Source organism: Paenibacillus sp. FSL W8-0439 (assembly GCF_038008995.1).
Taxonomy (GTDB): Bacteria; Bacillota; Bacilli; order Paenibacillales; family Paenibacillaceae; genus Paenibacillus; species Paenibacillus polymyxa.
Map to the genome: position 1 here is coordinate 5006796 of NZ_JBBPAK010000001.1, position 25534 is coordinate 5032329.

4 protein-coding genes and 2 pseudogenes are annotated in these 25534 nt (G+C 50.4%); 1 reads left to right on the forward strand and 5 read right to left on the reverse strand.

Annotated elements, in window-relative coordinates; all coding sequences use genetic code 11:
* Positions 1-95: 95 nt before the first annotated feature.
* The 3 genes from MKX36_RS21640 to MKX36_RS21650 form a co-directional block, all read right to left on the reverse strand.
* Complete coding sequence (locus MKX36_RS21640) at positions 96-14918, reverse strand: amino acid adenylation domain-containing protein (RefSeq protein ID WP_340865674.1); 14823 nt, start codon at positions 14916-14918, stop codon at positions 96-98.
* Positions 14855-15571 (reverse strand): hypothetical protein, encoded by a 717-nt coding sequence (locus MKX36_RS21645; protein ID WP_340865675.1) that lies wholly within the window; start codon positions 15569-15571, stop codon positions 14855-14857. The genes MKX36_RS21640 and MKX36_RS21645 overlap by 64 nt, the downstream gene beginning before the upstream one ends.
* Positions 15572-17391: 1820 nt before the next feature.
* Positions 17392-17730 (reverse strand): helix-turn-helix domain-containing protein, encoded by a 339-nt coding sequence (locus MKX36_RS21650; protein ID WP_094153704.1) that lies wholly within the window; start codon positions 17728-17730, stop codon positions 17392-17394.
* A gap of 1350 nt (positions 17731-19080) precedes the next feature.
* Here MKX36_RS21650 and MKX36_RS21655 point away from each other — a divergent pair.
* Positions 19081-19281, forward strand: a pseudogene (locus MKX36_RS21655) (IS4 family transposase); the annotation flags it as partial.
* On the opposite strand, the pseudogene MKX36_RS21660 reads toward MKX36_RS21655, so the two are convergent.
* Positions 19278-19648: pseudogene (locus MKX36_RS21660) on the reverse strand (group II intron maturase-specific domain-containing protein); the annotation flags it as partial. The pseudogenes MKX36_RS21655 and MKX36_RS21660 sit on opposite strands and share 4 nt — an antisense overlap.
* Before the next feature lie 1377 nt (positions 19649-21025).
* Complete coding sequence (locus tag MKX36_RS21665; protein WP_340866135.1) at positions 21026-25525, reverse strand: amino acid adenylation domain-containing protein; 4500 nt, start codon at positions 25523-25525, stop codon at positions 21026-21028.
* Positions 25526-25534: the final 9 nt, after the last annotated feature.

Consider the following 25534-nt stretch of genomic DNA (forward strand, 5'->3'; position numbering starts at 1 on the left):
CTTTCGGCCTGCGCGTTTACGGGCTTGGACGTTGTTCGCCGTCTTCCTTGGGATGCGCGCCGCTTTCGTTTGACGGCGGAGGCGCGCTTGTAGGATTAGAACGCGAATTCGATCGTATCGACGGCACTCTTTGCGCCTGCCGCCGGTTTATGGCATTCAATCCGGCTTAGCTCGAGTTGTGGATTTTCCGCAATTTGAGACAGTACCCGCAGGTAATCCTCGATCAAGGTGCGGATCATCGCTTCTTTGAACAGCTTGGTGGCGTAGAAGAAGCCCCCACTCAGCGCCCCGTTGTTTTCATACATAAACAGTGTCAGATCGAACTTCGCTTCTTCTAAATGGTCAAGCTCGTAAGTCTTCAGGCTGACCCCTTCCAGCTCGGCGTCTCGTTCTTCGATATTTTGCAAGTCGAAAACGGCATCGAACAGCGGGAAGCGGCCCGGCTCCCGCTTCACATTCAAACGCTCCACGAGCTCCTCGAATGGATAATCCTGGTTCTCGAAAGCACCCAAAGCCGTTTCCTTCACTTCTTCCAGGTAGGACAAGAACGTCTTGTCGCCCGAAGGACGATTGCGGATCGCCAGCGTATTGACAAACATCCCGATGACCGGTTCCAAATCGGCGTTCGTTCTTCCCGCCACCGGGGTGCCCACGATCAAGTCCTCCTGCCCGCTGTACTTGGACAGCAGCACGGTATAAGCCGCAAGCAGCACCATGAACAGTGTGCTTTCACGCTCGGCCGCCAATTCGCGCAGCCGCGCAGAGAGAGAAGCTTCGACGTTGAACTCCAGATGCGCGCCTTCGTAGCTGCGAGCCGCGGACCGTTCGTAGTCGATCGGCAGGTCCGCCGTCGGCAGCTCGCCTTCGAAGGTTTGCAGCCAGTACGCTTCCTGCCGCCCGATCCGCTCTCGGTGGGCCTTCGACTGCTGCCAAACGGCATAATCCTTGTATTGAATGCGCAGTGGTGGCAGTTCTTCCCCGGCGTAGAAACTCGAGAACTCATCGATCACAATCGCCATCGATACGCCGTCGGACACCATATGGTGCATGTCGAAAAGAAGAATATGCAGGTTCGGCTCCAACTCGATGACTCCGGCGCGCAGCAGCGGCGGCTTGCCGAGATCAAACGGACGAATGAAGCTGCGGACGATCTGCTCGATTTGAGCCGCATCCTCTTTATCCGCTTGATGATGCTCGATAGCAAAATCGACCTGCGGGTAAACCCGCTGAACCGCTTCGCCCTTCACGATTTCAAAACCGGTGCGCAGCGATTCATGCCGTGTTATCAATTTCCGCAAGGCGGCTTCCAACCGGTCTAAATCAAACTCGCCTTCCACCTGCACCAACTCCGGCATGTTGTAAAGCTGATCCGCTCCATCCAGCGTATGCTGAATGAACAGCCGTTTCTGCGCGGAGGACAGAGGGTAGTACTCTCTCTCCTCCGCTTGAGGAATGGCCTCATGCTCCCGCCGTTCCATCCGGGCGATCGCCTCAGCCATCGCCGCAATCGTCGAGTGACGGAATACGTCGCGCAGCGGCAGGTTGACGTTTAATTCCTTAAATACCTTGCCCGCCAGCGTCGTCGCCCGCAGGGAGTGGCCGCCGATGTCGAAGAAGTTGTCGTGAACGCCAATCTCCTTCGCAAGCCCCAGCACCTCCTGCCAAATCGCCGCCAACTTCGTTTCCAGCTCATTGCGCGGTGCGACGTACTCCGTTCCGCTTCCCGCTTCCCCTTCCGGCGCCGGCAGCGCCTTCCGGTCAATCTTTCCGTTCGGCGTCAGAGGCAGGCGCCCCAGCTCCACGAAGTACGATGGGATCATGTACCCCGGCAGCTCCTGCGCCAGCGCGCTGCGCAAATCGTTCACCGCCAGCTCCGCTCCGGTATCCAGCGTGTAATACGCGCATAGCGCCTTCTGCCCGTTCGCGTCACTTCGAACCAGCACCACCGCTTCGCGCACGCCTTCCACCCGCAGCAGCTGCGACTCGATCTCCCCCGTCTCAATCCGGTACCCCCGGATTTTCGCCTGGTTGTCGATCCGGCCGATGAAGTCCACGTTGCCGTCTTCCATCCACCGCGCCAAGTCTCCCGTGCGGTACAGCCGCTCGCCCGCGGCGAACGGGCTGTCTACGAACTTCTCTTCCGTCAGCTCCGGACGGTTCAAGTACCCGCGCGCCACTCCGACTCCGCCGATGACCAGCTCGCCCAGCACCCCGACCGGCACCGGATTCAGATGCGCATCCACGATGTAGAATTTCGCATTCAGCCACGCTTTGCCGATCGGCACATGGCCTGTCTGCGGCAGCTTCGTCAGCTCCTCGTCGTAGAAACTGGAGTCGATCGCCGCTTCCGTCACGCCGTAAGCGTTGATGATCCGGAACAACGAGCCGAAGCGCTCCTGCAAGGTCCGGTAATCCCCCACGCTGCAGCTGTCCGAGCTCGTGATCAACAGCTCCATCCGGCTCATATCCAGTTGCTGCTCGTGCACGTACTCTAGGAACGGCACGATCAGCGCTGGCGTCGATTCGAAGATGGTGACCCGCTCCTGCTCAATCCAATGGTGCAGACGAGACGGATCAATCCGGTCGTCCTTCGGCACAATCACCATCGTGCCTCCGTTATACAGCGTCCGCGCGATATCTCCCACGAACACGTCGAACGAGAAGCTGGCGAGCTGCAGCAGCCGCACTGGAAACTGATCCAACCGATATTCCCGCCGGTAGCCCGCCGCCGTATTCACCAGGCTACGGTGCTCGATCATCACGCCCTTCGGCTTGCCCGTCGTTCCCGACGTATAGATCACGTACGCCAGATCCTCCGGACGGGCTTCATGGAAGCTGTCGGCATTCGCCCGCTCCTCGCTGTACGACGCTTCGTCGTCCAGGTACAGCACCGCCGCTAGCGCCAGCTCCTCTTCGCCGAGCCAGGCTTCGGCACGCTCTCGCAGCGCCGTTTGCGTCAGCAGCACCTTCGCTCCGCTGTCTTCAAGCATGAACCGCACGCGGTCCGCCGGGTAATCCGGGTCGAGCGGCACATACGCCCCGCCCGCTTTCCAGACGGCCAGCACGGCCACCAGCAAGTCCACCGAACGCTCGGCGAGAATGCCGACGATCGTATCCCGGCCGATGCCGCTTGCGCGCACCGTGGTCGCCAAGCGGTTTGCCCGCTCGTTCAGCTCCGCATACGTCATCCGGTCGTTCTCGTACACAACGGCCGCCGCTTCCGGCGTGCGCTCCGCTTGTTCTTCGAACAGCCGATGGAACGCGGCCGCAGGAGCCACTTCCGGCTGCGCCGGGTTAAACGCGCCGAGAATTTGTTCTTTTTCCTCTGCCGTCAGCAAGTTCAGCTCGGCGATCTTCGCATCTGGACGGCTTATAATCGTTACGAGCAGCTGTTCGTAATGTTTCGCCAGCCGTTCGATCGTCTCCCTTTTGTAGAGAGCCGTCGCATATTCGAAGCTGTAATCCAAGCCGCCGTTCTCCTCGCCCACATCCAAGCTGATATCAAACTTCGCGGTATCCAGTGCGCTCGGATAAGGAATCAGGCGAAGCCCTTCCAGCTCAAATTCCTCGTTCTCCGTATTCTGCATCGTAAACAGCGTGTCGAAGAGCGGATTGCGGCTTAAATCACGGGTGACTTGCACCTTGTCCACCAATTCTTCGAACGGATAGTTTTGATGCTCGAAGGCGTGGAGGGTCGTTTCTTTGACTTCGTTCAGGTATGACAGGAATGTCTTCTCCGAAGCCGGATAACTGCGGATAGCCAGCGTGTTTAAGAAAATCCCGATCAACGGCTGTACATCTCCATGATTCCTTCCAGCAATCGGTGTACCGACGATCACGTCTTCCTGACCTGAATATTTATGCAAAAGGACGTTATACGCCGCAAGCAGCACCATAAACAGCGTCGTGCCCGTTTCCGAGGCCAGCTGCTTCAGGCCGTCGGTTTTCGAAGCGTCGAAGAAAAACTCCAGCGTTTGGCCTTCGTAGCTCTGCACGGCCGGACGCGGATAGTCGGTCGGCATTTCCAGCACCGGAAGCTCGCCTTGGAACATGTCCAGCCAGTATGCCTCCTGGCGCTGAAGCCGTTCCTTCTGCTCCTGCGAATGCTGCCAAACGGTGTAGTCTTTGTACTGAATGCGCAGAGGCTCCAATTGCTCGCCGCCGTACAAGCGGACGAATTCTTCAACAAAGATTTCCATCGATACGCCGTCGGAAATAATATGATGCATGTCGTACATTAGAATATGGCGTTCCGGAGCCAGCTCGACAAGGCCTACCCTCAGCAGCGGAGGCTTCGCCAAGTCAAACGGACGGACGAAACGACGAACCGTCTCTTCGGCCTCTTGCTTATCCGCTCGATAGAACTCCACGGCAACATTCACGTCCTGATAAATCCGCTGCGATGCTTCGCCATCCACCATTTCGAACCCGGTGCGCAGCGTTTCATGCCGCGTCACGAGCTTACGGAACGCTTCTTCGAACCTTGCCCGGTCCAAAGCACCCTCCAGCAGCATCGCTTCCGGCATGTTGTAGCTAAGCTCCGCGCCTTCCAGTTGATTCAGGATAAAGAGACGTTTTTGAGCAAAAGATTGCGGGTACACCTCTCGGTCATCCGCCACCGGAATGGCAACGAATGTCTGCTCATCCAGCCGGGAAATGGCGGCCGCCATGCTCTCGATGGTGGAATGGCGGAACACGTCGCGCAGCGGCAGATCCACGTTCAACTCTTTATGAATCTTGCTGACCAGCGTCGTCGCCCGCAGGGAGTGGCCGCCGATGTCGAAGAAGTTGTCGTGAACGCCAATCTCCTTCGCAAGCCCCAGTACCTCCTGCCAAATCGCCGCCAACTTTGTTTCCAGCTCATTGCGCGGTGCGACGTACTCCGTTCCGCTTCCCGCTTCCCCTTCCGGCGCCGGCAGCGCCTTCCGGTCAATCTTTCCGTTCGGCGTCAGAGGCAGGTGCTCCAGCTCCACGAAGTACGACGGGATCATGTACCCCGGCAACTCCTGCGCCAGCGTGCTGCGCAGATCGTTCACTGCCAGCTCCGCTCCGGTATCCGGCGTGTAATACGCGCACAGCGCCTTCTGCCCGTTCGCGTCACTTCGAACCAGCACCAACGCTTCGCGTACGCCTTCCACCCGCAGCAGCTGCGACTCGATCTCGCCCGTCTCAATCCGGTACCCCCGGATTTTCGCCTGGTTGTCGATCCGGCCGATGAAGTCCACGTTGCCGTCTTCCATCCACCGCGCCAAGTCTCCCGTGCGGTACAACTGCTCGCCCGCGGCGAACGGACTGTCTACGAACTTCTCTTCCGTCAGCTCCGGACGGTTCAAGTACCCGCGCGCCACTCCGACTCCGCCGATGACCAGCTCGCCCAGCACCCCGACCGGCACCGGATTCAGATGCGCATCCACGATGTAGAATTTCGCATTCAGCCACGCTTTGCCGATCGGCACATGGCCTGTCTGCGGCAGCTTCGCCAGCTCCTCGTCGTAGAAGCTGGAGTCGATCGCCGCTTCCGTCACGCCGTATGCGTTGACGATCCGGAACAACGAGCCGAAGCGTTCCTGCAAGGTCCGGTAATCCGCCACGCTGCAGCTGTCTGAGCTCGTGATCAACAGCTCCATCCAGCTCATATCCAGCCGATGTTCGTGCACGTACTCCAGGAACGGCACGATCAGCGCCGGCGTCGATTCGAAGATGGTGACCCGCTCCTGCTCAATCCAATGGTGCAGACGAGACGGATCGATCCGGTCGTCCTTCGGCACAATCACCATCGTGCCTCCGTTATACAGCGTCCGCGCGATATCTCCCACGAACACGTCAAACGAGAAGCTTGCGAGCTGCAGCAGCCGCACCGGGAACTGATCCAACCGGTATTCCCGCCGGTAGCCCGCCGCCGTATTCACCAGGCTGCGGTGCTCGATCATCACGCCCTTCGGCTTGCCCGTCGTTCCCGACGTATAGATCACGTACGCCAGATCCTCCGAACGGGCTTCATGGAAGCTGTCGGTGCCAACATTCTGAGGGCTCTCATCACCGTCGTCCACAGCATCCGTCAGCTTGCTGGAAATGCCGAAGACAATCGGCGCATTCGCCCGCTCCTCGCTGTACGACGCTTCGTCGTCCAGGTACAGCACCGCCGCTAGCGCCAGCTCCTCTTCGCCGGGCCAGGCTTCGGCACGCTCTCGCAGCGCCGTTTGCGTCAGCAGCACCTTCGCTCCGCTGTCTTCAAGCATGAACCGCACGCGCTCCGCCGGGTAATCCGGGTCAAGCGGCACATACGCCCCGCCTGCTTTCCAGACGGCCAGCACGGCCACCAGCAAGTCCACCGAACGCTCGGCGAGAATGCCGACGATCGTATCCCGGCCGATGCCGCTTGTGCGCAGCGTAGCCGCCAAGCGGTTCGCCCGCTCGTTCAGCTCCGCATACGTCAGCCGGTCGTTCTCGTACACGACGGCCGCCGCTTCCGGCGTGCGCTCCGCCTTTTCCTCGAACAGCCGGTGGAACGCCGCCGCAGGAGCTGCTTCCGGCTGCGCCGGGTTAAACGCGCCGAGAATTTGTTCTTTTTCCTCTGCCGTCAGCAAGTTCAGCTCGGCAATCTTCGCATCCGGACAGCTTACGATCGCCGCAAGCAAATGTCCGAAATGAGTCGACAACCGCCGGATCGTGCTTTCTTTATAAAGAGCCGTTGCGAATTCAAAGCTGCACTCCAGGCCGCCGTTTTCTTCCGTAACATCCACACTCAGGTCGAACTTGGCCGTACCGTATTCGCTAGGGTACGGGGACAATTTCAGCCCTTCCAGCTCAAACTCTTTATCCTCCAAGTTTTGCAGGGAGAACATCGTGTCAAACAGCGGATTGCGGCTCAAATCCCGGCTGACCTGCACTTTATCGACGAGCTCTTCGAACGGATAATTCTGATGCTCGTAAGCACCTAAGGTCGTTTCTTTCACTTCTTCCAGATACGACAGGAAGGTCTTCTCCGAAGCCGGATAATTGCGGAGCGCCAGCGTATTGACGAACATTCCGATCAAAGGCTGCGTGTCTCCGTGCGTTCTGCCCGCAATCGACGTTCCGACGATCAAATCGTCCTGACCTGTGTATTTATGCAAAAGCACGGTATATGCCGCAAGCAGCACCATATACAGCGTCGTTCCTCTTTGAGCGGCCAGTTGCTTCAAGCCTTCGTTCGTTGCCTCGTCCACGAAGGACGTCAGCGTTTGTCCCTCAAAGCTCTGCACGGCAGGACGCGGATAGTCCGTCGGCATTTCCAGAACCGGCAGTTCACCCCGGTAACGGTCCAGCCAGTAAGCTTCCTCGCGTTTCAACTGCGCTTTTTGCTCGTCCGACTGCTGCCATACCGCATAGTCCTTGTATTGAATGCGCAAAGGCTCTAATGACTCGCCACCGTACAGACGAACGAGTTCCTCGACTAACACGTCCATCGAAACCCCGTCGGAGACGATATGGTGCATGTCGAACATCAGCAAATAACGTTCGGTTGCGAGCTCTACGAGCTCCACCCGCAGCAGCGGAGGCTTCGCCAAGTCGAAAGGCCGGATGAAGGCCTGCACGACTTCAGGCGCTTCTTCCTCGCTCGCATGACGGTACTCGACGGCAAAGTCGACGCTCTCGTAAATGCGCTGTACTGCTTCGCCTTGTACGATCTCAAAGCCGGTTCGTAGCGTTTCGTGCCGTACGATCAGTCCGCGGAAAGCCTTCTCCAGCAGGCTCCGGTCAATCGATCCTTCCAGCAGCAGCACGCCCGGCATGTTGTAGCTCTGATCGGACCCTTCTAGCTGATTCAGGATAAACAGCCGCTTCTGAGCTGAGGAAAGCGGATAATATTCTCTTACGCCTGCCAGCGGAATCGACGAGAATGACTGCTCTCCGATCCGGGTGATGGCGAGAGCCATCTCTTCGATCGTCGAGTAGCGGAATACGTCGCGCAGAGGCAGCTCGACGTTCAGCTCCTGATGCACCTTGCTCACCAGTGTCGTCGCCCGCAGGGAATGGCCGCCCAGGTCGAAGAAGTTGTCATGAACGCCGATGTGCTCCAATCCGAGTACGCTTTTCCAAATCCCGGCCAAGCTGGCTTCCAGCGGAGTACGAGGCGGAGTACGTCCTTCGCCCGGCTGCAAGCTCTCCTCCGGCGTCGGAAGGGATCGGCGGTCGACCTTGCCGTTCGCCGTCAGCGGGAGCTGCTCCAACTGGATCAGGTACGCCGGGATCATGTAGGCCGGCAGTTCCTGGGAAATCACGCTCTTCAGCTCGGCCGCTGGAAGCTCGCGGTCCGCTTCATAATAGGCGCAAAGCTGCTTCTCGCCGAAGGCGTTTTCCCTCGCGAATACCGTCGTTTTCCGAATTCCCTCCACTTTCTGAAGCTGAGCTTCGATCTCGCCCAGTTCAATACGGAAGCCGCGGATTTTCACTTGGTCGTCCGTCCGTCCCACGTATTCGATCGTGCCGTCCGGCAGCCATTTGGCCAAATCCCCCGTTCGGTACATGCGCTCTCCCGGCACAAACGGATTGTCGACAAATTTCTCCGCCGTCAGCTCCGGCCGGTTGTTGTAGCCCCGTACCAAGCCTTCTCCGCCGACGCAAAGCTCTCCAGCCACGCCGATCGGCAGAAGCTTATTCCGGCTGTCGACGATATACACCGTCGTATTGCTGATCGGCCGTCCGATGGGTACGGTAACCGCCGACTCATCGACAAAGTCGACCGGAAGGTGCGTGGTATAAACCGTGCTTTCCGACGGGCCATACAGGTGGTTAAGCCTGCCCGGTCCGATATGGGCGAGCGCTCGACGCACATGGCCGACCGACACGCGCTCTCCTCCGAACAAAATCGCCCGGACATCCCGCAGGCAGTCGACGTTCACATCTACAAGGACGTTGAAGTAAGCCGTCGTAATCAGCATGACCGAGATGCGCTCGTGCTGGATGAGATCCGCCAGCCGGCCGATTTCCAGCAAAGTCTCGCGGGGAACCAGCACCAGCCGCGCCCCATTGGTCAAAGCGCCGAAAATATCGAAAATCGCTCCGTCGAACGAATAGCTTGAAAGCTGGAGGACATGATCCCGCTCGGTGATGTCGATATAATTCGTATTTCGCACGATCCGCACGATGTTGCGGTGCGAAACAAGGTTGCCTTTCGGCTTGCCCGTCGTACCTGACGTATAGATGACGCAGGCCAGATCTGTCGCTTCGGTGCCCGGATTAAGATTTGTGCCGTCCTCGTGATAGAAGGACTCGTCATCCAGTAAGATCACGGAGTCCGAACCCGCCAGGCGCTCGCGCAAGCGGCTTTGCGTCAGCATGACCTGCGCTCCCGAATCCTCGATCAAGAAACGGATACGCTCCTCGGGATATTCCGGGTCAATCGGTACGTAAGCCGCTCCGGCTTTGTGTGCCGCCAGCATACCCACCACCATTTCGATGGAACGCTCAGCCATAATGGCGACCAGACGGCCTTTGGATATCCCGTGGCTACGCAAGGTACGGGCAAGGCGATTGACGCGTTCGTTCAGCTCGCGGTAGGTCAGCTCTTGCTCATTCAAGGAGATGGCAGCTGCATCCGGGATGCGCTCCGCCTGCTCTTCGAACAATTGAATGAGCGTCTTCCCGCGCGGAAATTCCGTGATGGTGTCGTTAAAACGTCCGAGAAGGTCGGCCTTTTCCGCCTCCGTCACAAGTTCCAGCTCGCCTACTGTAATTTCCGGGTTATCCGTCACCTGCTCCAGCAGATGGACGAGATGCCCCTTGAGCCGCTCGATGCTGTCTTTATCGAACACTTCGGCGTTAAAGTCGAACCGAATTTCGATCTCGTCTCCCGGCACCACGGTCACGTTGAAGTTATAGTTCGTCTGCTCCTCCATCTGAACGTCAGCGATCGTCAGGTCGCCGTGCTGCTGGTCGCCCGCCTGCTCCATCTGCTCGTCCACCGGATAGTTCTCGAAAGCGATGATATGGTTGATCAGGTTCTGCTTTTGCACGCTGTGGGCTTGAATTTCATACAGCGGATAGTAATCATAACGCCCAGACTCCAGCGCCCGCTCTTGGAGCTTCGCCATCAGGTCGGCGAACACGGTGTCCGCTTCGCTCGTGACGCGGACCGGCACCGTATTGATGAACAGCCCGATCATGGACTCGATGCCCGGGATTTCCGCCGGTCTTCCGGCTACGACGCTGCCGAATACGGCATCGTTTGTCCCGTTATATTTTTGTAGCATCACGCCCCATGCGGCTTGCAGCAGCGTATTGACCGTAACCAGGCGCTGTTTCGCCACCCGGTCCATTCGCTCGCTCAAATCCTTGCCGAGCTCGGCGGTGACGTGATCAGCCGTAAATCTGCCGTTTGGCGCCGGTTCCTTTTGTCCTGGGAGTACGGTTTGCCCTTCATAACCTGCCAGGAATGCCGTCCAATAGCCGGATGCCGCCTGATCGTCCTGTTTCTCCAACCATTCGATATAAGCGCCATAATCCGATCCCTTATCTCCCGCTGGCTGCTTGCCGGATGCCAAGGCCGAATACGTCTCAAACAGCTCCTGCGTCAGCTGCGGCAGACACCAGCCGTCCATCAAAATATGCTGGAAACTCCACAGCACATGATAGCTTTGCTCTTCGGTGCGCAGGATCGTAACCCGAACGAGCGCATCATGTTCCAGGTCGAAGCCGCGAAGCTTGTCATCCTCGGCCTTTTTATCCAAATACGTTTGTTTCTCGTCCGCCTGCAAATGGAGCAGCTCTTCATATTCAAAGCCGACCGGCTTGTCGCGGTATATGATTTGCAGCGGCTCGCCCGCCGGTCCTTTCACAAAATTTGCCCGCAGCACCAGATGACGTTTCGCAAGCTCCATCCAGCTCCTCTCGAAAAGCTGGACGTCGAGTGCTCCCCGCATCGTAAACCGCGTTTGCTCGAAGTAAGCGGCCGTCTGCCGGTCAAGCGCGCTGTGGAACCACATGCCCTTCTGCATCGGCGTAAGCGAGTAAATATTTTCGATTTCCCCGAGATGGCCCGAGCGCTGGGCGATTTGCTCCAATTCCGCGATGGTCAAGCCTTTAAATTGCACGTCGCTCGGCGTCAATTCGGTGTTTTCTTTGCCTGCGCAGTGGGTAATGAGCTCTCGGAGACTTTGCTCAAGCCGCTGAGCGAAGGATTCCATCGTTTCCTTGCGATACTGCTTCCGGCTGTAGCTGAGATCGAGCGATAAAGCGCCGTCCAGCACCATGCCGTTGATATCCAGCACAAAGCTGCGGGCCTGCCGGTCGCTGGCCGGGCTGCCGCTGGAATAAGAAGATATGCCGATCTCGTCCTGGTTGACATCATCGTCGAACTGACCGAGGTAGTTAAAATTAATTTCCGGCTCTGCACCCCAAACAAAGCCATCCTCCGATTTGGAGAGATAGCGGCATACGCCGTACCCAAGCCCTTTGTTCGGAATGCGGCGCAAGCTTTCCTTGACCTGTTTAATCTGATAGGCCAAATCCCGGTCGGTTTCCGGCTCCAGGACGACCGGAAACTTGGTCGTAAACCAGCCGACTGTGCGCGTGATGTCGATATCCGTTCCGATCGATTCGCGTCCGTGTCCTTCGAGATTGATCCGCACCCGTTCGTGTCCCGTCCACTTGCGAATGGCTATGCCGAGCGCCGTTACCAAAATATCGTTCATTTCGGTGTTGTAGGCCCGGTGAACCCGCTTCAGCAGCAGTTCCGTTTCTTCGGGAGTCAAACAGACGAACAGCGATTCGCTGTCCTGCTGCGTCGTAACGTCCGCCTCCAGATCCTTCGGCACGGCCGGAACCGCAATTTGTTCCACGGCCTGCCAATAGGCCCGTTCCTTCGCCATCTCCGGGCTTTGCACGTAAGCGGCCAACTGCTCGGACCAAGTGCGGTACGCATCCGTTTTCGCCGGGAAACGAATTTCCTCACTTTTGCCGGCCTGCTCGTAACCCAGGGCGAAATCCTCCATCAAAATACGCCAAGACACGCCGTCCACCACGGCATGATGAACCGCGAGCAGCAAATGATCGCCGTCCGCGCATCGGAACAGTCCTGCCTTCACGAGGGGCCCGTTCTCCAGATCGATGCCCGCTTGAATGTCCGTTGCCTTCGCTTCCACAGCCTGCGCGGTATTCTCTGCATCCTTGAAGTCGAACACGTCCAGCGTGAACAGCCCGCCTTCTTGAATCGCACGGTTCCGCGCGCTAAACCCTTGTTCCGTTTTGCGGAACACCATCCGCAAGGCGTCATGATGCTCGGCCAGCTTTTGCAGCACCTGACGCACCGTCTCTTCGTCGAAGCGTTCCTTCCGGTACAGTATCACCGACTGGTTGAAATGATGCGGGTCCGCAAAGGAGCTCTCGAAAAACCAATGCTGAATCGGCGTCAGCGCCGTTTCACCCGTTATTTCGCCTTGATCGATGGTACGTCCGATCGGTTTCACATGTAGGCTGAGCTGTGAAATAGTCGGATATTTGAACAAATCCCGGATTTCCAGCTTGTACCCGGCTTGATGAAGCCGCGAAGATACTTGAATGGACTTGATCGAGTCTCCGCCCAGCTCGAAGAAATGATCCGTTACCCCAACGCGATCGGCGTTCAATACCGCCTGCCACACATCGGCAAGCGTCCGCTCGGCTTCATTGCGGGGAGCTACGTACGCGCCGCCGGTCAGTGCGTTTCCTTCCGGGACGGGCAAAGCCTTGCGGTCGATTTTGTCGTTCGGCGTGAGCGGCATCCGCGGAAGCTGAACAAAATGCGCCGGAATCATGTAATTCGGCAATTTTTGCGCCAGCGCGCTTCTCAACTCGCCGAGCGTAAGCGGGTGGCCCGCGACCAGGTAAGCGCACAGTTCTTGTCCACTTTTGCCTTCCCGCGCGATTACGATCGTCTCCTGCACGGAGTCGATCTTCAGAAGTTGCTCTTCAATCTCGCCGATCTCGATCCGGAATCCACGGATTTTCACCTGATGATCGATCCGGCCCAAGTACTCAATATTTCCGTCCGGCAGCCAGCGGGCGAGATCTCCCGTCCGGTAAAGGCGTTCTCCAGGCGCAAACGGATGTTCCACGAACTTCTCTGCCGTCAGCTCCGGATGGTTCAGGTAACCTCTCGCAAGCCCCACGCCTGCCACACACAGCTCGCCGTCCACTCCCGGAGGCACGAGCTGCAGGTGGGTATCCAAAATAAAAATCCGGTGATTGGCCAGCGGGCGCCCGATCGGAATGACTCTGCGCTCCGACTGCTCCTCATCCGCATCCCAAAGCGTCGTAACAATCGAAGCTTCGGTAGGGCCGTAAGCATTGAAATAGTGGACCTTCGGTTTCCACTGCTGCACGAATTCGGCCGATACCGCAGAGCCTCCCGTTACGAGCTTCGTTAAGCTGGGAAGGCGGTCCGGGTTCAAATAAGCGCTGTACGTTGGAGGCAAAATCGCCGCCGTAATCGCATGCTCGTTCATATAACTCTCGAACAAGCGGGTGTCGAGAATCGTCTCGGCCGTCGGGATGTACAAAGCCGCGCCAAAATAGAGCGCTTTGAACATTTCCCAGCAGGACGCGTCGAACGACAGGCTGGCGAATTGAACGATCCGGTCATGCTCCGTGATGCCTAGCCTATCCGCGAACATCAGCTTCAAGCTGACCAAACCGCGATGCTCCAGCATGACCCCTTTGGGTTTGCCCGTCGTACCTGACGTATAGATGACATAAGCAAGATCATTCGGACCGCTGGCCGGCTCCAAGTTCGAGCCATCGTCGCTGTAGGTCTGCTCGTCATCCAGCGCCAACACGTTTCCTTCGAACGGCACCTGCTGCTGCAGCAGCTCCCTTTGAGTCAGCAGCAGCTGCGCGTTCGAGTTCTCCAGAATGTAGCGGATGCGTTCTTCCGGGTATTCCGGGTCGATCGGCACGTAGGCACCGCCAGCTTTCAGAACCGCCAGTATGCCAACGACCGTCTCCAGTGATCTCCTGGCCATCAAGCCTACCAGCTGATTGGGCAGCACACCGACCGATCGCAGCGTCCGCGCCAGCCGGTTCGCCCGTTCGTTCAGCTCCGCGTACGAAAGCCGCCGACCCTCAAAGACAACCGCCGTCGCTTCGGGCACCCGCTTCGCCTGCTCCTCCACGAGTTGATGAATCGTCCGATCACGGGGATAGTCCTTCTCGGTATCGTTAAAGCTTTGCAACAATTGAAATTTCTCGTCCTCCGACAGCATGTCCACACGCACGATGTCCAGCTCCAACTCGTGAAGCCCCACGGTCAGCAGGCGATTCAGATGGCCGAAGACCCGAGTCATGAACTCGGAGTCATATAAGTGCTCGTTATATGACAGCGCTAGCTGTATCGCCCCGCCTGTTAAGCTGAATTCAAAGGAACAATCCGTGACCACGTTTTGCCCAATTTCGTCCAGATGCAGCTCCTTAAGGGATACTAGCGTATGGACGGCGGGTATCCCGTCTGCATATTGCAGATCCAGCTTCTCCGTCATTTTCAAGAATGGAATATGTTGATGCTGAATCGCTTCCGGCAAGGAAGTCCTCAGCTCGCTCAAAAGCGTTTTAAAAGTCGCACCCGCCGAAAGCGAGTTTTTCAAAATGATCGTATGATTAACGGATCGGCGCGTCTCCTTCGGTTTCCGTACAACCGGCATGCCGACCAGAATGTCAGAAGCGCCTGTATATTTATGCAAGAGTGACTGAACACCTGCGAGCAAAATCATAAAAGTGGCCAGAGGAGCGCCCTTGCTCATTTGAAGGACGCGCTGCGCCACTTCCTCCGAAAGCGTCCCGCCGACGGTTGTCATAATGGGCGTCAGGGAGCTTGGAGCTTTGCTGTAAGGTAGCCGCGTCAAGGTATAATCGTCGCTACCGAATTTTTCGTTCCAAAACAACGTTTCTTTTTCAAAAGCCATCTGGATCGTTCCCCTCTCTTCATCGGTAAAAGCAATCCGGCGGAGCATATGCAGCAGCAACGCTCCAGCCTCGCTCTCCGCCTTTTCAAACATGTGCCAACAATGTCAATGGCTTTCGCCAGGTCACCGCTTCGCTTGCCCGGTTGATCGCATGCGGCAATCCTCTGTCTAGCAGCTGCTCGGCTCCCATGCGTGAAAGACAACAAAGAGCATCGTTCTACGCAAGAGAAGCGCTGCTTCCGGCTCCTCTGCTTCATTATGCTTGCTGTGGACGAGCCGCCCGAAGACGGTCTTTGGTTTAACAATGGGTTCGGAATTGGATTTGGGGGTTGGACAAGGGATGTTCCTCCCATCGATGTAAGGCTTGCTGTAGGGTTCCGGCTGGCCAGCAGGAAGTCGGCCGTATCTCCGGATTCGGCACCGGAGCTGCCTTTGTCGAAGCCTATGTTTAAGGGATATTGATACACTCTATGTACGATTTGTGTATTCCCCCGCCTGGTGTGGATAAGTAAAGATCGGCTGCGGGGTAGTGAGCTTTTCCTGACGATTAGATGTGACGATGGTGCTGCATGAGGCTCAAAGAATGCTCCGTATGGCATGAACCGGACAGCCCTTGGATTGGCGGAGAATTCCAGCTTTTCAAAAATGATCACGCGCTTCATCCTCCATCGGAATTGGGATAAGGTTGGATTTGTCCTTTCTGAACCTTCCGACGTCATGGAGCAACATATTCTCGGCTGTCATTTTCCACAATTGTCGGTCCCCGCATGCCGGCTTGCTGGGTAGCCAGTGGACTGGTCTCTCGCGCACAGCTTGGATAGGTATAAAAACCATCAAATTCTATTTTCTATCATAATTGGAAAGTTGACCTATGTAGAATTATATCAAAATTTCCAAGAATGTATAGTAAAACTTCAGTTAAATTTGGTCTGTCCAACATAAGATGTTAATATTTTGCCTAAAAAGAGCGAATGGAGAGGAAACGCTGGGAATGGTTTGCCATCAATGAGGAATTCGACGAATGTCGACATTCAGACGGGGTGCCGGCCGATTTGGGAGATCTTCCCTGTAGATATTCTCTGCCAGTGCTCCGAATCCTTGCACTTTGCGATAACTTAACATGATTACCTAACAAATTTCTGGAAGCCTAGCTGAAAACGTGACTGGATGTCAGCTAGATATTCTGCTGGAAAATCCGCGAAAAATCCCGCAAGGTATCTTCCGTCAGATAAAAGAGATACCTCCCGATGGGAAGCCATTTTCTAAAATAATCATGGATTGTAGAGTAGGCTGTATTAGATGAGTCATATCCACTACCCAATAGCGCTTCGCTATTAAATATTTCACGATTTGCATGCAGTACCCACTTGGTAAACCAAATAATTCATCTTCTTCTCTTGTAACTTTCGCAAAAAATATGCAATAAATTTTATACTTTCTTCTTGTTTTATTGTAAGTAACATATCTGTATTCATAATGATGGGAAGCTTATTCTTGGGGTCAGTTGGATGTTTAATGCCTAACTTTTGTGCAATATAGAGGGTTTTATCTAGGGGTAATAAAGGAATTGTTCGCGAATATCAATCACTTGCTCTGACCACTCCATTTGGTAATGATGTGTCAATTCAAAGTGTTTAGACAGATAATGGTGAAGTCGACCACTTTTCCAACCAAGAATTCGAGTAACTATCCCTATTGAAGGTACATCATGTACAGTCAACCAAGGTTTATATTCCGAAAAGTGGCCTTGACCTCTTCCTTCTTTGGTTTTCCGTTGAATAGATGCTATAGATCTACTCCTAAGATATATTTTAGGTTTACTTCAAAATACAAATGTAGAATATAACAACTTACAGCTTTATACAATAGCAAAGTAATATTTTTTAGCTATATTTTACTTCGTAGCCTATTCATAGGCTACTCATAGGGTATGAATAAGCTATAATATGGGCTATTAAGTAGGCATAATTAGTAAGCATATGGGTCGGGTTAAAACCTATTTGATATTCTCAATAGAGGTGAACTCATGAATATTTTGGGACAGCGATGTGGAAATTTAAGACTACTCCATAATTGGACACAAGAGGAACTTGCTAATAAATCGGGGTAACTAAACAGGTTGTTTCTAATGGAGAGCGAAATGTAGCACGGCCTGAAATTAATCATTTAATATCTTTAGCAGAGGTTTTTGATGTTACAACCGATTATTTACCCTGTATTGCTAATCAAATGCTCTTCCCCTACTGTGTGGACTCAATTGATACAATTCATTCGGACCTTAATAACGAGAAAATCAAAAAATTCTTTGATTTTTTAACATTTCTAAATTCTGGTTTTCGAATTGAATTAAATGGGCAGGTATTAGAACAAGAAGATTTGAATCTAATCGGTATGCGGATAATTCGTGACTTTTATATACCAAAATTTAAATGAGTATTTCTAAGACATATTATTAAGGAACTCCCCTGAAAGATTAGTATCGAACAATCTTCAGTTTTATAAAATCAATAATTTCATCTCTATCTTCTTTAGTAAGTCCCCGAAACAAAGAAATAAGTTCTAATTCCTGAGCTTCAATGGCTAAATTAAAAATAGTGTTCTTTGATATAGGCGTATCTCCAAAGATTAACCACTCTATATGGGAATTGAAGTTTTCTTTAATTGCTATAATTATATCAAGAGAGGGTCTGTATTTATCTTGCTCCAGCTCACTCAACGTTCCTTGAGAAATTCCAATTATATTTGCAAACTTTATTTGATTTAAGTTGTTTGTTTTTCTAATAGTTCGAATTCGTTGGCCTATTGTAGACATAATTGCCCTCCTAAGCTAATAAAGATCCCGATATATCATCGGGATCTTTATTGATGTTTGTAAAATGGCTAGTTCCAGGCTTTTTTCACTGGTTCCACACATTTTTATCATCAAACAAAAATGTCAGATGAAATAAAACTGTGGAATGGATTTTATTGATTTTATTGGGTTTAAAGCGGCAAGTGATAAACACAGAAACAAGAAAGTGTGGAACCATCAGAAAGTTACATATAGAAAATATTGGAAACCCCTTCTACAATTTCTTTGACAGTTATTGATCGCCCCATAATGTATATGCGGGAAATGGTCATCATGGTGGTCTATCCTGGACCGAATCTCAGCAAACGCGACCTGCAGCACCGCGTCTTTCCCAACCTACTGCCGAAGTTACCCATCACTACGCCCAATCAGGTCTGGAGTGTGGATATTACCTATATCCGTATGACTCAGGGCTGGAGTTTCTCTACACCGTCACGGACTGCTATTCTCCCTATATCGATGGACTGGCAGTTGGTCAAAGTTTGGAGATCGGCTTCGTTCTGGAGATGATGAAGCGAGCGTTTGAGTACAGTAGTCCTCGCGAGAAACAGCAGGGGGCAATACATCCACTTTGACAATCACTACTTTCCGCACAATCCCTGAAGGACTTTACACATGCAGCGGTGTATAATCGTCAGGTTCTGTTCTTATCCACAAGTGAGTAATTGAGGGAACTTCGTTCCCCTCCCACGCCTTCGCTTGGGCTTTGACCACCACCTGTTTCTCAGTGGGTGCTTGTTTTGTAATTATTTTCACACCTTGAAGAAATCAAATTCACTGTCTTGACATCGTGTAGCAACAGTCTGTTCCTAGGCGTGTCAAAATCATGGGCCCAATACTTTATAACAAACAGAAAAATCCATGTATATATAATTTGTGACATTGAACGCTACATTAAAAAATCATTAGGTAAGGGTGAAAAAGTGTCAGAGTGCGATTACTCATAATGCCCTGCTATTCTTCGAGAAACCAAAACGGATACTTTTATATTTGAATCAACACATAGTTCTCAAAAAAATTTTTACGAATTGATTAAACACACAAGTTATGAGGAATATCGAAAGAAGGTTGGTGAAGGACTCGGTATTGATGTTGTGATTCCGGTTGTGGATACCCCACTCGGACTTAATGGAAACACATCAAAAGAAACGTATGAGAAAATTCAGAAAGCAATTAAAAAAAGAACAATAAATAACATATATGAAGTATACGAAGTATGATATCTGCATACAACATTCCAAAACCTCCACCAACAGTTGCAGGCCTTCGAGTAAAGAATGTACAACGCAGGGGCAATGAAATATGGAGAGACTCTTTTTTCTCTTTGCTGATGAGGTCCGCGATCTAGACTTCCAGACCGCGTTTCAGCAACTCATGAGTTTATTTCTTGAAATGTCAGAGGCCATAACTAAGAAGAACAAAACAGATGTTTTTTGTCAACTACAGGAATGGATCTCTAGTTTACCAAGCTATACCAAAGGTTTGTTTGGTACGGCGGTTCCAAAAGGTTAACAAAGTTCCAGATAACGTGAGAGCAAGCTTTTCAGCCCTTTCGCTTCCCAGTAGGAAGGGGAAGGGCATTATTCGTGTTCCGGGACATTTCCCATGCGTCTCGCCGCGAGTTAGCCATTCTAAAACAAGCCCACTCTGGAACCCCAAGCGCCCGAAGTTCGCGGATTCGTGTGCGTACTCGTTTCCATTGTTTCCACAGACACATTCGCAGTCTTCTCCGAATCCACTGGTCTAGCGTTTGGACATACTTCTTCGCTAACGCCAGATGGAAATAGCCGATCCACCCCATCATATACTGGTTTAGTCGATTCATTCGTTCTTCCATGGAATTGGACCAGGTTCGATTCGTCAGTTCACGAATATTCTTTGACCCTCACATGAAATATTATCCAAGCGTTCACTGGAATCTGGAATAATAAAGGATATATTGTTATCAAGTAATTCGGAGTTTGGGATTTCTTGATCCAAAATAAAAAACTCGCCTAAACCAGTAGATTTGCATTTATTTCAACATCATTTTTTATATCCGTCTAACAAATGAAATCGAGGAACATTACAAAAACTGCTCCAAAATTGAATATAACAGTAAAACCGATGGCAACACGAAATCCGATTAATTAGCCACTTCTTTTCACAGAAGAAACCAGTAGTACTGACACCTGCATGGTTTGGTATCTAGTCGTCAAGTATCATATTCCTGCTTGTCGATAACTTTTCCGCAGTTGTCACATTGAACCGCACATGTTCTCTTGAAATTTAATTTTTCAATTGAAGAGAGATGCTCAGGATATTCCTCAATATCGAAACCTAAGCACAGCATTCCCCTGTAAAAGAAAGGGCTTCTTTGGGTTTTCTAGAATTGAGGTGAAATCTTCACAACCTGTGTTTGTGATATGCAATACCGGCTCAAGCTACTGATACACACCAAAATTTGGATGTAAATACCACTTATCCACAGGACTGTGTTATCCACATTCCGATTTCGTGTTTAATATTCATACTTTCTGTTATTGGAGCACACAACTTAGTAAAACTTGCTTCTGCTTTTTCTCCTAAAGTCCCATTGCACCTCTTGCAACAAATCCCATCCGACTCAAGTAGTCCTTCTAATGCATTGTGGATAATATGCCCTTTACATTTCGAATCTAATTGTTCTTTCGTTAAAGTTTCTTTTGTTGTCATATCCTAAAAAGGACACTTCTTCCGTTCGTCCGTTATATATATCCGTGCAATAAAATCCGATGATTATATAGTCTCTGCCCTCTGCTTCAGGTGAAGCTCCTGGAATAAATTTCTCATTCACATATAAATAAATGTACTGTTTATTAAACAAAGCTTGCTCAATCAGTGTCTGAATATCAATAGAGTTTTTTATCAGAAAATTTCTTGTCACAACATTATAATCGAACCATGGGGTCAAGATACTCCAATTATCCCCCTGATAGTCAGGTAAATAGAATGTTACCGGGTAATCATAATACCCTTTCTCGGAAACCAACTGTAATTAATTAGTAGAAAAACAGTTTCGTGTTTCCTTCTTGCACCCCAAAATCGATAATTGAAATGCACTATGAAGTTACCCCTTCGATAGCCGCGACTTATTTTATTGGCAATATAATATTATCCGTATAATACCTTTTTTACCATTTACAACTAATTTTATCATGAAGAGTTAGATCCTAACTTCCGGTTAAAAACAGTAATTGCCTCACTTTTGCATTCCAGAGGCAATTACTGTTACTTCCTATTTAAATAATTGATCAAGCTCCATTAGAGACACGTCAACAAGATCAAAGTCCGAAGGTGTAAATTCGCGGTCTTCTTTGTTCAAGCAATGATCGAGCAGAGAACGAATATGCGACATATAACCATCCATAAGCTGAGTTACAGTACTTTCTTTCAACCAGTCCGTACTATACTGAACAATAATAGATGCTTCTTTATTCTTAACAAAGGCTATAATATCAATCAGGAAATCGACATCATTGTTTCTGCTTATCTCATCGCCCGATGGTTCGTCCGAGAGCAAGAAATAGTGATGAGATTGTATATTGTCCAGTTCTCCGAGATAATTGAACCTTATTCTCTTCTTCTCCGCAATCGGAAGTTTTCGGAGAATATACTTATTGATTCCATAACCAATGCCTTTGTGAGGAACCTCATGCAATTGTTGTTTGAGCGATTTGATTTGATCGGATAGATTCTTTTGTTCCATAACTAACCGTATTGGATATAGGCTAGTAAACCATCCGACTGTTCTTGAGACATTTACAGCCTCATCAATGTGCTCTCTTCCGTGACTCTCAGCCTCTAGCAATATTTCGTTCTGGTTCGTATGTTGTTGTAATGCAAATGCCAATGCAATAATCAACAAGTCGCCAGGGTCGGTTCCGTAGATTTGATTAGCCTTACCCAGAAGGAATTCCGTTTCAGCTTCATCTAATTTAATGATATGTTTTGCAAGGTTCCCATACGTATTTACTCCACCATTATGATCCACCTGAAATTCAAATGAGCTGTTCTCAATTTTGTCCCAATATTTCATTTCCTTGAACGAGGTCATGCCATACTCATACAGCTTCTCTGACCAATTCTGCATTGAGCTTGTTTTGGAAGGTAATTTCAGCTGCTCTTGGGCAATCGTCTGGCCGATCAATGTATGAATATCCTCCAGAATGATTCTCCACGATATGCCATCCACCAGCAGATGATGGGCGGTTAAAAGCAGGACATCCTTTTGTTTGCCGCCCATTTGAATAATACCTGCTTTGAACAGCAGCCCAGACTGCAGGTTGAAGGAGGATTTCAGCTTATTGCCTATCGTCGCTATGCTGTTTTGCTGCTCTTCTATTGATAATTCCGTTAGATCAAAGCTTGAAATTGCAAATGCACGGTCCTCCAGATAAGCATCATTGTAGATCATACTTCCTTCATCATTCAGGTTGATTCTCAACGTATCGTGATGAACAATTAAGGTAAATAATAGTTTATTCCATTGTTCATTGCTTAGATCAACATTTAACGTTAACAGGACGGACTGATTCCAGTGCTCGCGATTCGTTAATTGTTTATTAAAGAACCACTGATAGATTGGAGTGGGCTTAATCACACCATGATGGGATGTTTGCTGTATGATGGCGCCCTCCGCCGCATCATCCATTCTATCGATCTGGTTTCTAATGACGGGCACATTAAGAATATCCTTGACTTTGATTTTCAGCCCGATCTGCTCAAGACGATTGGCGATTTGGATCGCTTTAATCGAATCTCCGCCAAACACTAAAAAATCATCGTCCAATTCAAGATTCGGCCTGCCTAAAATATCCCGATAAATATGCAAAATTTTATGTCCAGTTTCCGTCAATGACAGATCTTCTTCATATTGCGATTCCATTCGATTGGATAAGCTCATATACTCGATCAATGCCTTTTTATCAACTTTCCCATTAATACTTAATGGTATTTGATCGACAGCATAATAATATGAAGGTATCATATACGCTGGTAATAGTCGGGCCAATTCCTCGCGTAAGCGCCGTTCGCTGAAATTGCTGTCTGGAACAATAAACGCATACAATGCTTTGGAGCCCATGCTATCTTCCCAATCTATTACAACGGCATCATTAACGGAGCTATGTGATCTTATATTTGACTCGATGTCTCCTAGCTCAATGCGGAAGCCTTTTATCTTAACTTGCTGGTCGATCCGACCCAAGTATTCCATAATGCCCGATTCATTGAGTCTAGCTGCGTCTCCCGATCGATATAAACGCGTTCCCTTCGAGAAGGGATTATCAAGGAAGCTTCTCGAAGTCGTGTCCGGCCGATTCAGGTACCCCCTTGCAAGCCCTTCTCCCGCAATGAATAATTCCCCTTCAGTACCTACGGGCACGGGATTAAGATTCGCATCCAGAATATAGAGTTGCGAATTATCGATAGGCACGCCAATTGGAACTGAACCCACAGTATCATTTAGCTTGTCAAACTTGTAAATCATGCATCCTACCGTTGCTTCCGTAGGACCATATTCATTAAATATATCGACTTTATTATTGAATAATTCGGTAATATCTCTTGCTAGCTCAGCCTTTAAATCTTCGCCGCCTACTATAAGCTTTTTAATGGACGTGTTCTTTATGCCCGTGTCCTTCAGCAGCCTTAGGTGAGCTGGCGTCAGTTTTACGATATTAGCCCTGTTCTCACGCATTACCTTATAAAGTACGAATTCATCTCCATCGTCTTTATAGATAATGATAGAATTCCCTGTTATCAATGGGGTGAAAATAGAGGTTACCGTAAGATCGAAGCCTAACGACGAATATAGCGCGAACGTTTCATCAGAACTGCTGATATATTGTTCGCTGGCCCAGCTAATATAATTGACTAATCCTTTGTTCTCGATTTGAACGCCTTTAGGATTGCCCGTTGAGCCCGACGTATAAATGACATAGACCAAATCCTCTAAGGAAGATTGTACGGATTGAAATACCGTGCTGCTACGTGCGATCTCATCATTTTGCAGCAGACGAATATACGTACCTTTGAATTTGATATGTTCCTGCGGGGTTACATTAGTCAATATAAAACTCGTTTGCGAGTCCTCAAAAATGTAATTCATTCGTTCAATCGGATAATCTTCATTGAGGGGCAGATAGGCTGCCCCGATTTTCAATATACCTAATATAGCCGCAACAACTTCGACGGAATGATAGCACATGACGCCGATAATGCTATTGGGCTTGGCGCCCTTTGATACAAGAAGATTAGCTATTTGATTAGCCTTTTCATTTAAAACGTTGTAGCTGACATTCTCGTTTTCAAAGCTTAGTGCAATATGATCCGGAGTTTGATTGACTTGTTGCTCAAACAAGCCGATGATCGTATCTTTTATTGTATATTGCGCTACTCGCTCATTTACTTGCTGAATCAACTGTTGTTCGACGCGAGTCATGATGCTTAGCTTGCTTAAATATTCAGAAGGACGTTCTACGATCTGCTCGATCATGAGCAGCATTCTTCCGTATAGCTTGTCTATCTCACGCTCCTGATATTCCTTGCTCTTATAGTCGATATGAAACTCGATTTGTTCCGAGCCCGACCATTCTTTAATGATGAATTGTAACGAGTATATTTGCTCGCCATTATGAAATTCCTCGAGCTCTACTGAGCAACCTGCAATATTACGATTTGGTTTCGTGTTGTAGAAGTTGACGCAGATGTTAAATAAATCACTATATCCCCTTTTACTTAGTTCCAAATCCTTAACTAGCTGATTGAAGGGATACTTTTGATGCTGGAAGCAATGAAATAACTCTTTATGGACGTTCTGTATAAAGGCTCGACAAGTCGTATTCTCTTCGATTCCTATACGCAATGGCATCGTACTGGTAAACATGCCGAAGGTGGTTTTATATTTTCTGTGGACTCGGTTGGATACCGGATTCCCTATAATAATATCTTGTTGATTGTTCAATTTATACATGTATAGCGCATAGGCCCCGGAGAAAAAAGAGTTTAACGACACTTGATTCTCAGCACAGAAACGATTTACGGCAAAAGTTAGCTCTTCCGAAAGCTTGAACGATTTTCTTGCGCCGGCAAGATCATCGGAAGCAGCCGCCAAATGATCGGGAAGACTTGCAAACTTGCTTTTCCAGTAGCCTTTATCCTTTTCCATTCTTTTAGAAGCAAGGTAATCCTTCTCCCATCCGATGTAATCAAGATAGGAGAAGTCTGGATTAATCGCAATGGATTCGTTATTGGACAATTTCGCATAATTGTCTGATATCTGTTCAATAAGAATCCCCATTGACCAACCGTCAGATACGATATGATGGGCTATTATAAAGTATCCGTATTCGTTATCGCTGAACTTTAACATTGCAAAATAGTATAATGGGGTGTTGGTTAATACAAATGGCTGGCTTACTTTGTTTCGTAACCAGCGGTCATATTCATCGCAAGCGTTATCCAGGGAACTAAAATCGAAAAAATCGATTTTAGTTCCTGCATATCCGTTGAGCCTCTGATACACTTCCCCATCGCTTTCCGTAACCTGCATTCTTAAGCCTTCATGGCCTTGCACAAAACAATGTATCGCTTTTTCGAGAATACCTGGATCAATCTTCCCTTTTATGCGCACAGTCCCGCCAATATTGTGTACGGCTGTTCCTTGATATATTTTTTCGATATACCAAATTCGTTTTTGAGCATGCGTCAGCGGATATAAATGATCCAAATTCACACTCGACAA

Excerpts from the sequence above, each read along its gene's own strand:
- MKX36_RS21640 (WP_340865674.1), bottom strand. The coding sequence starts at position 14,918 with ATGGCTTTTGAAAAAGAAACGTTGTTTTGGAACGAAAAATTCGGTAGC.
- MKX36_RS21650 (WP_094153704.1), bottom strand. The coding sequence starts at position 17,730 with ATGTCTACAATAGGCCAACGAATTCGAACTATTAGAAAAACAAACAAC.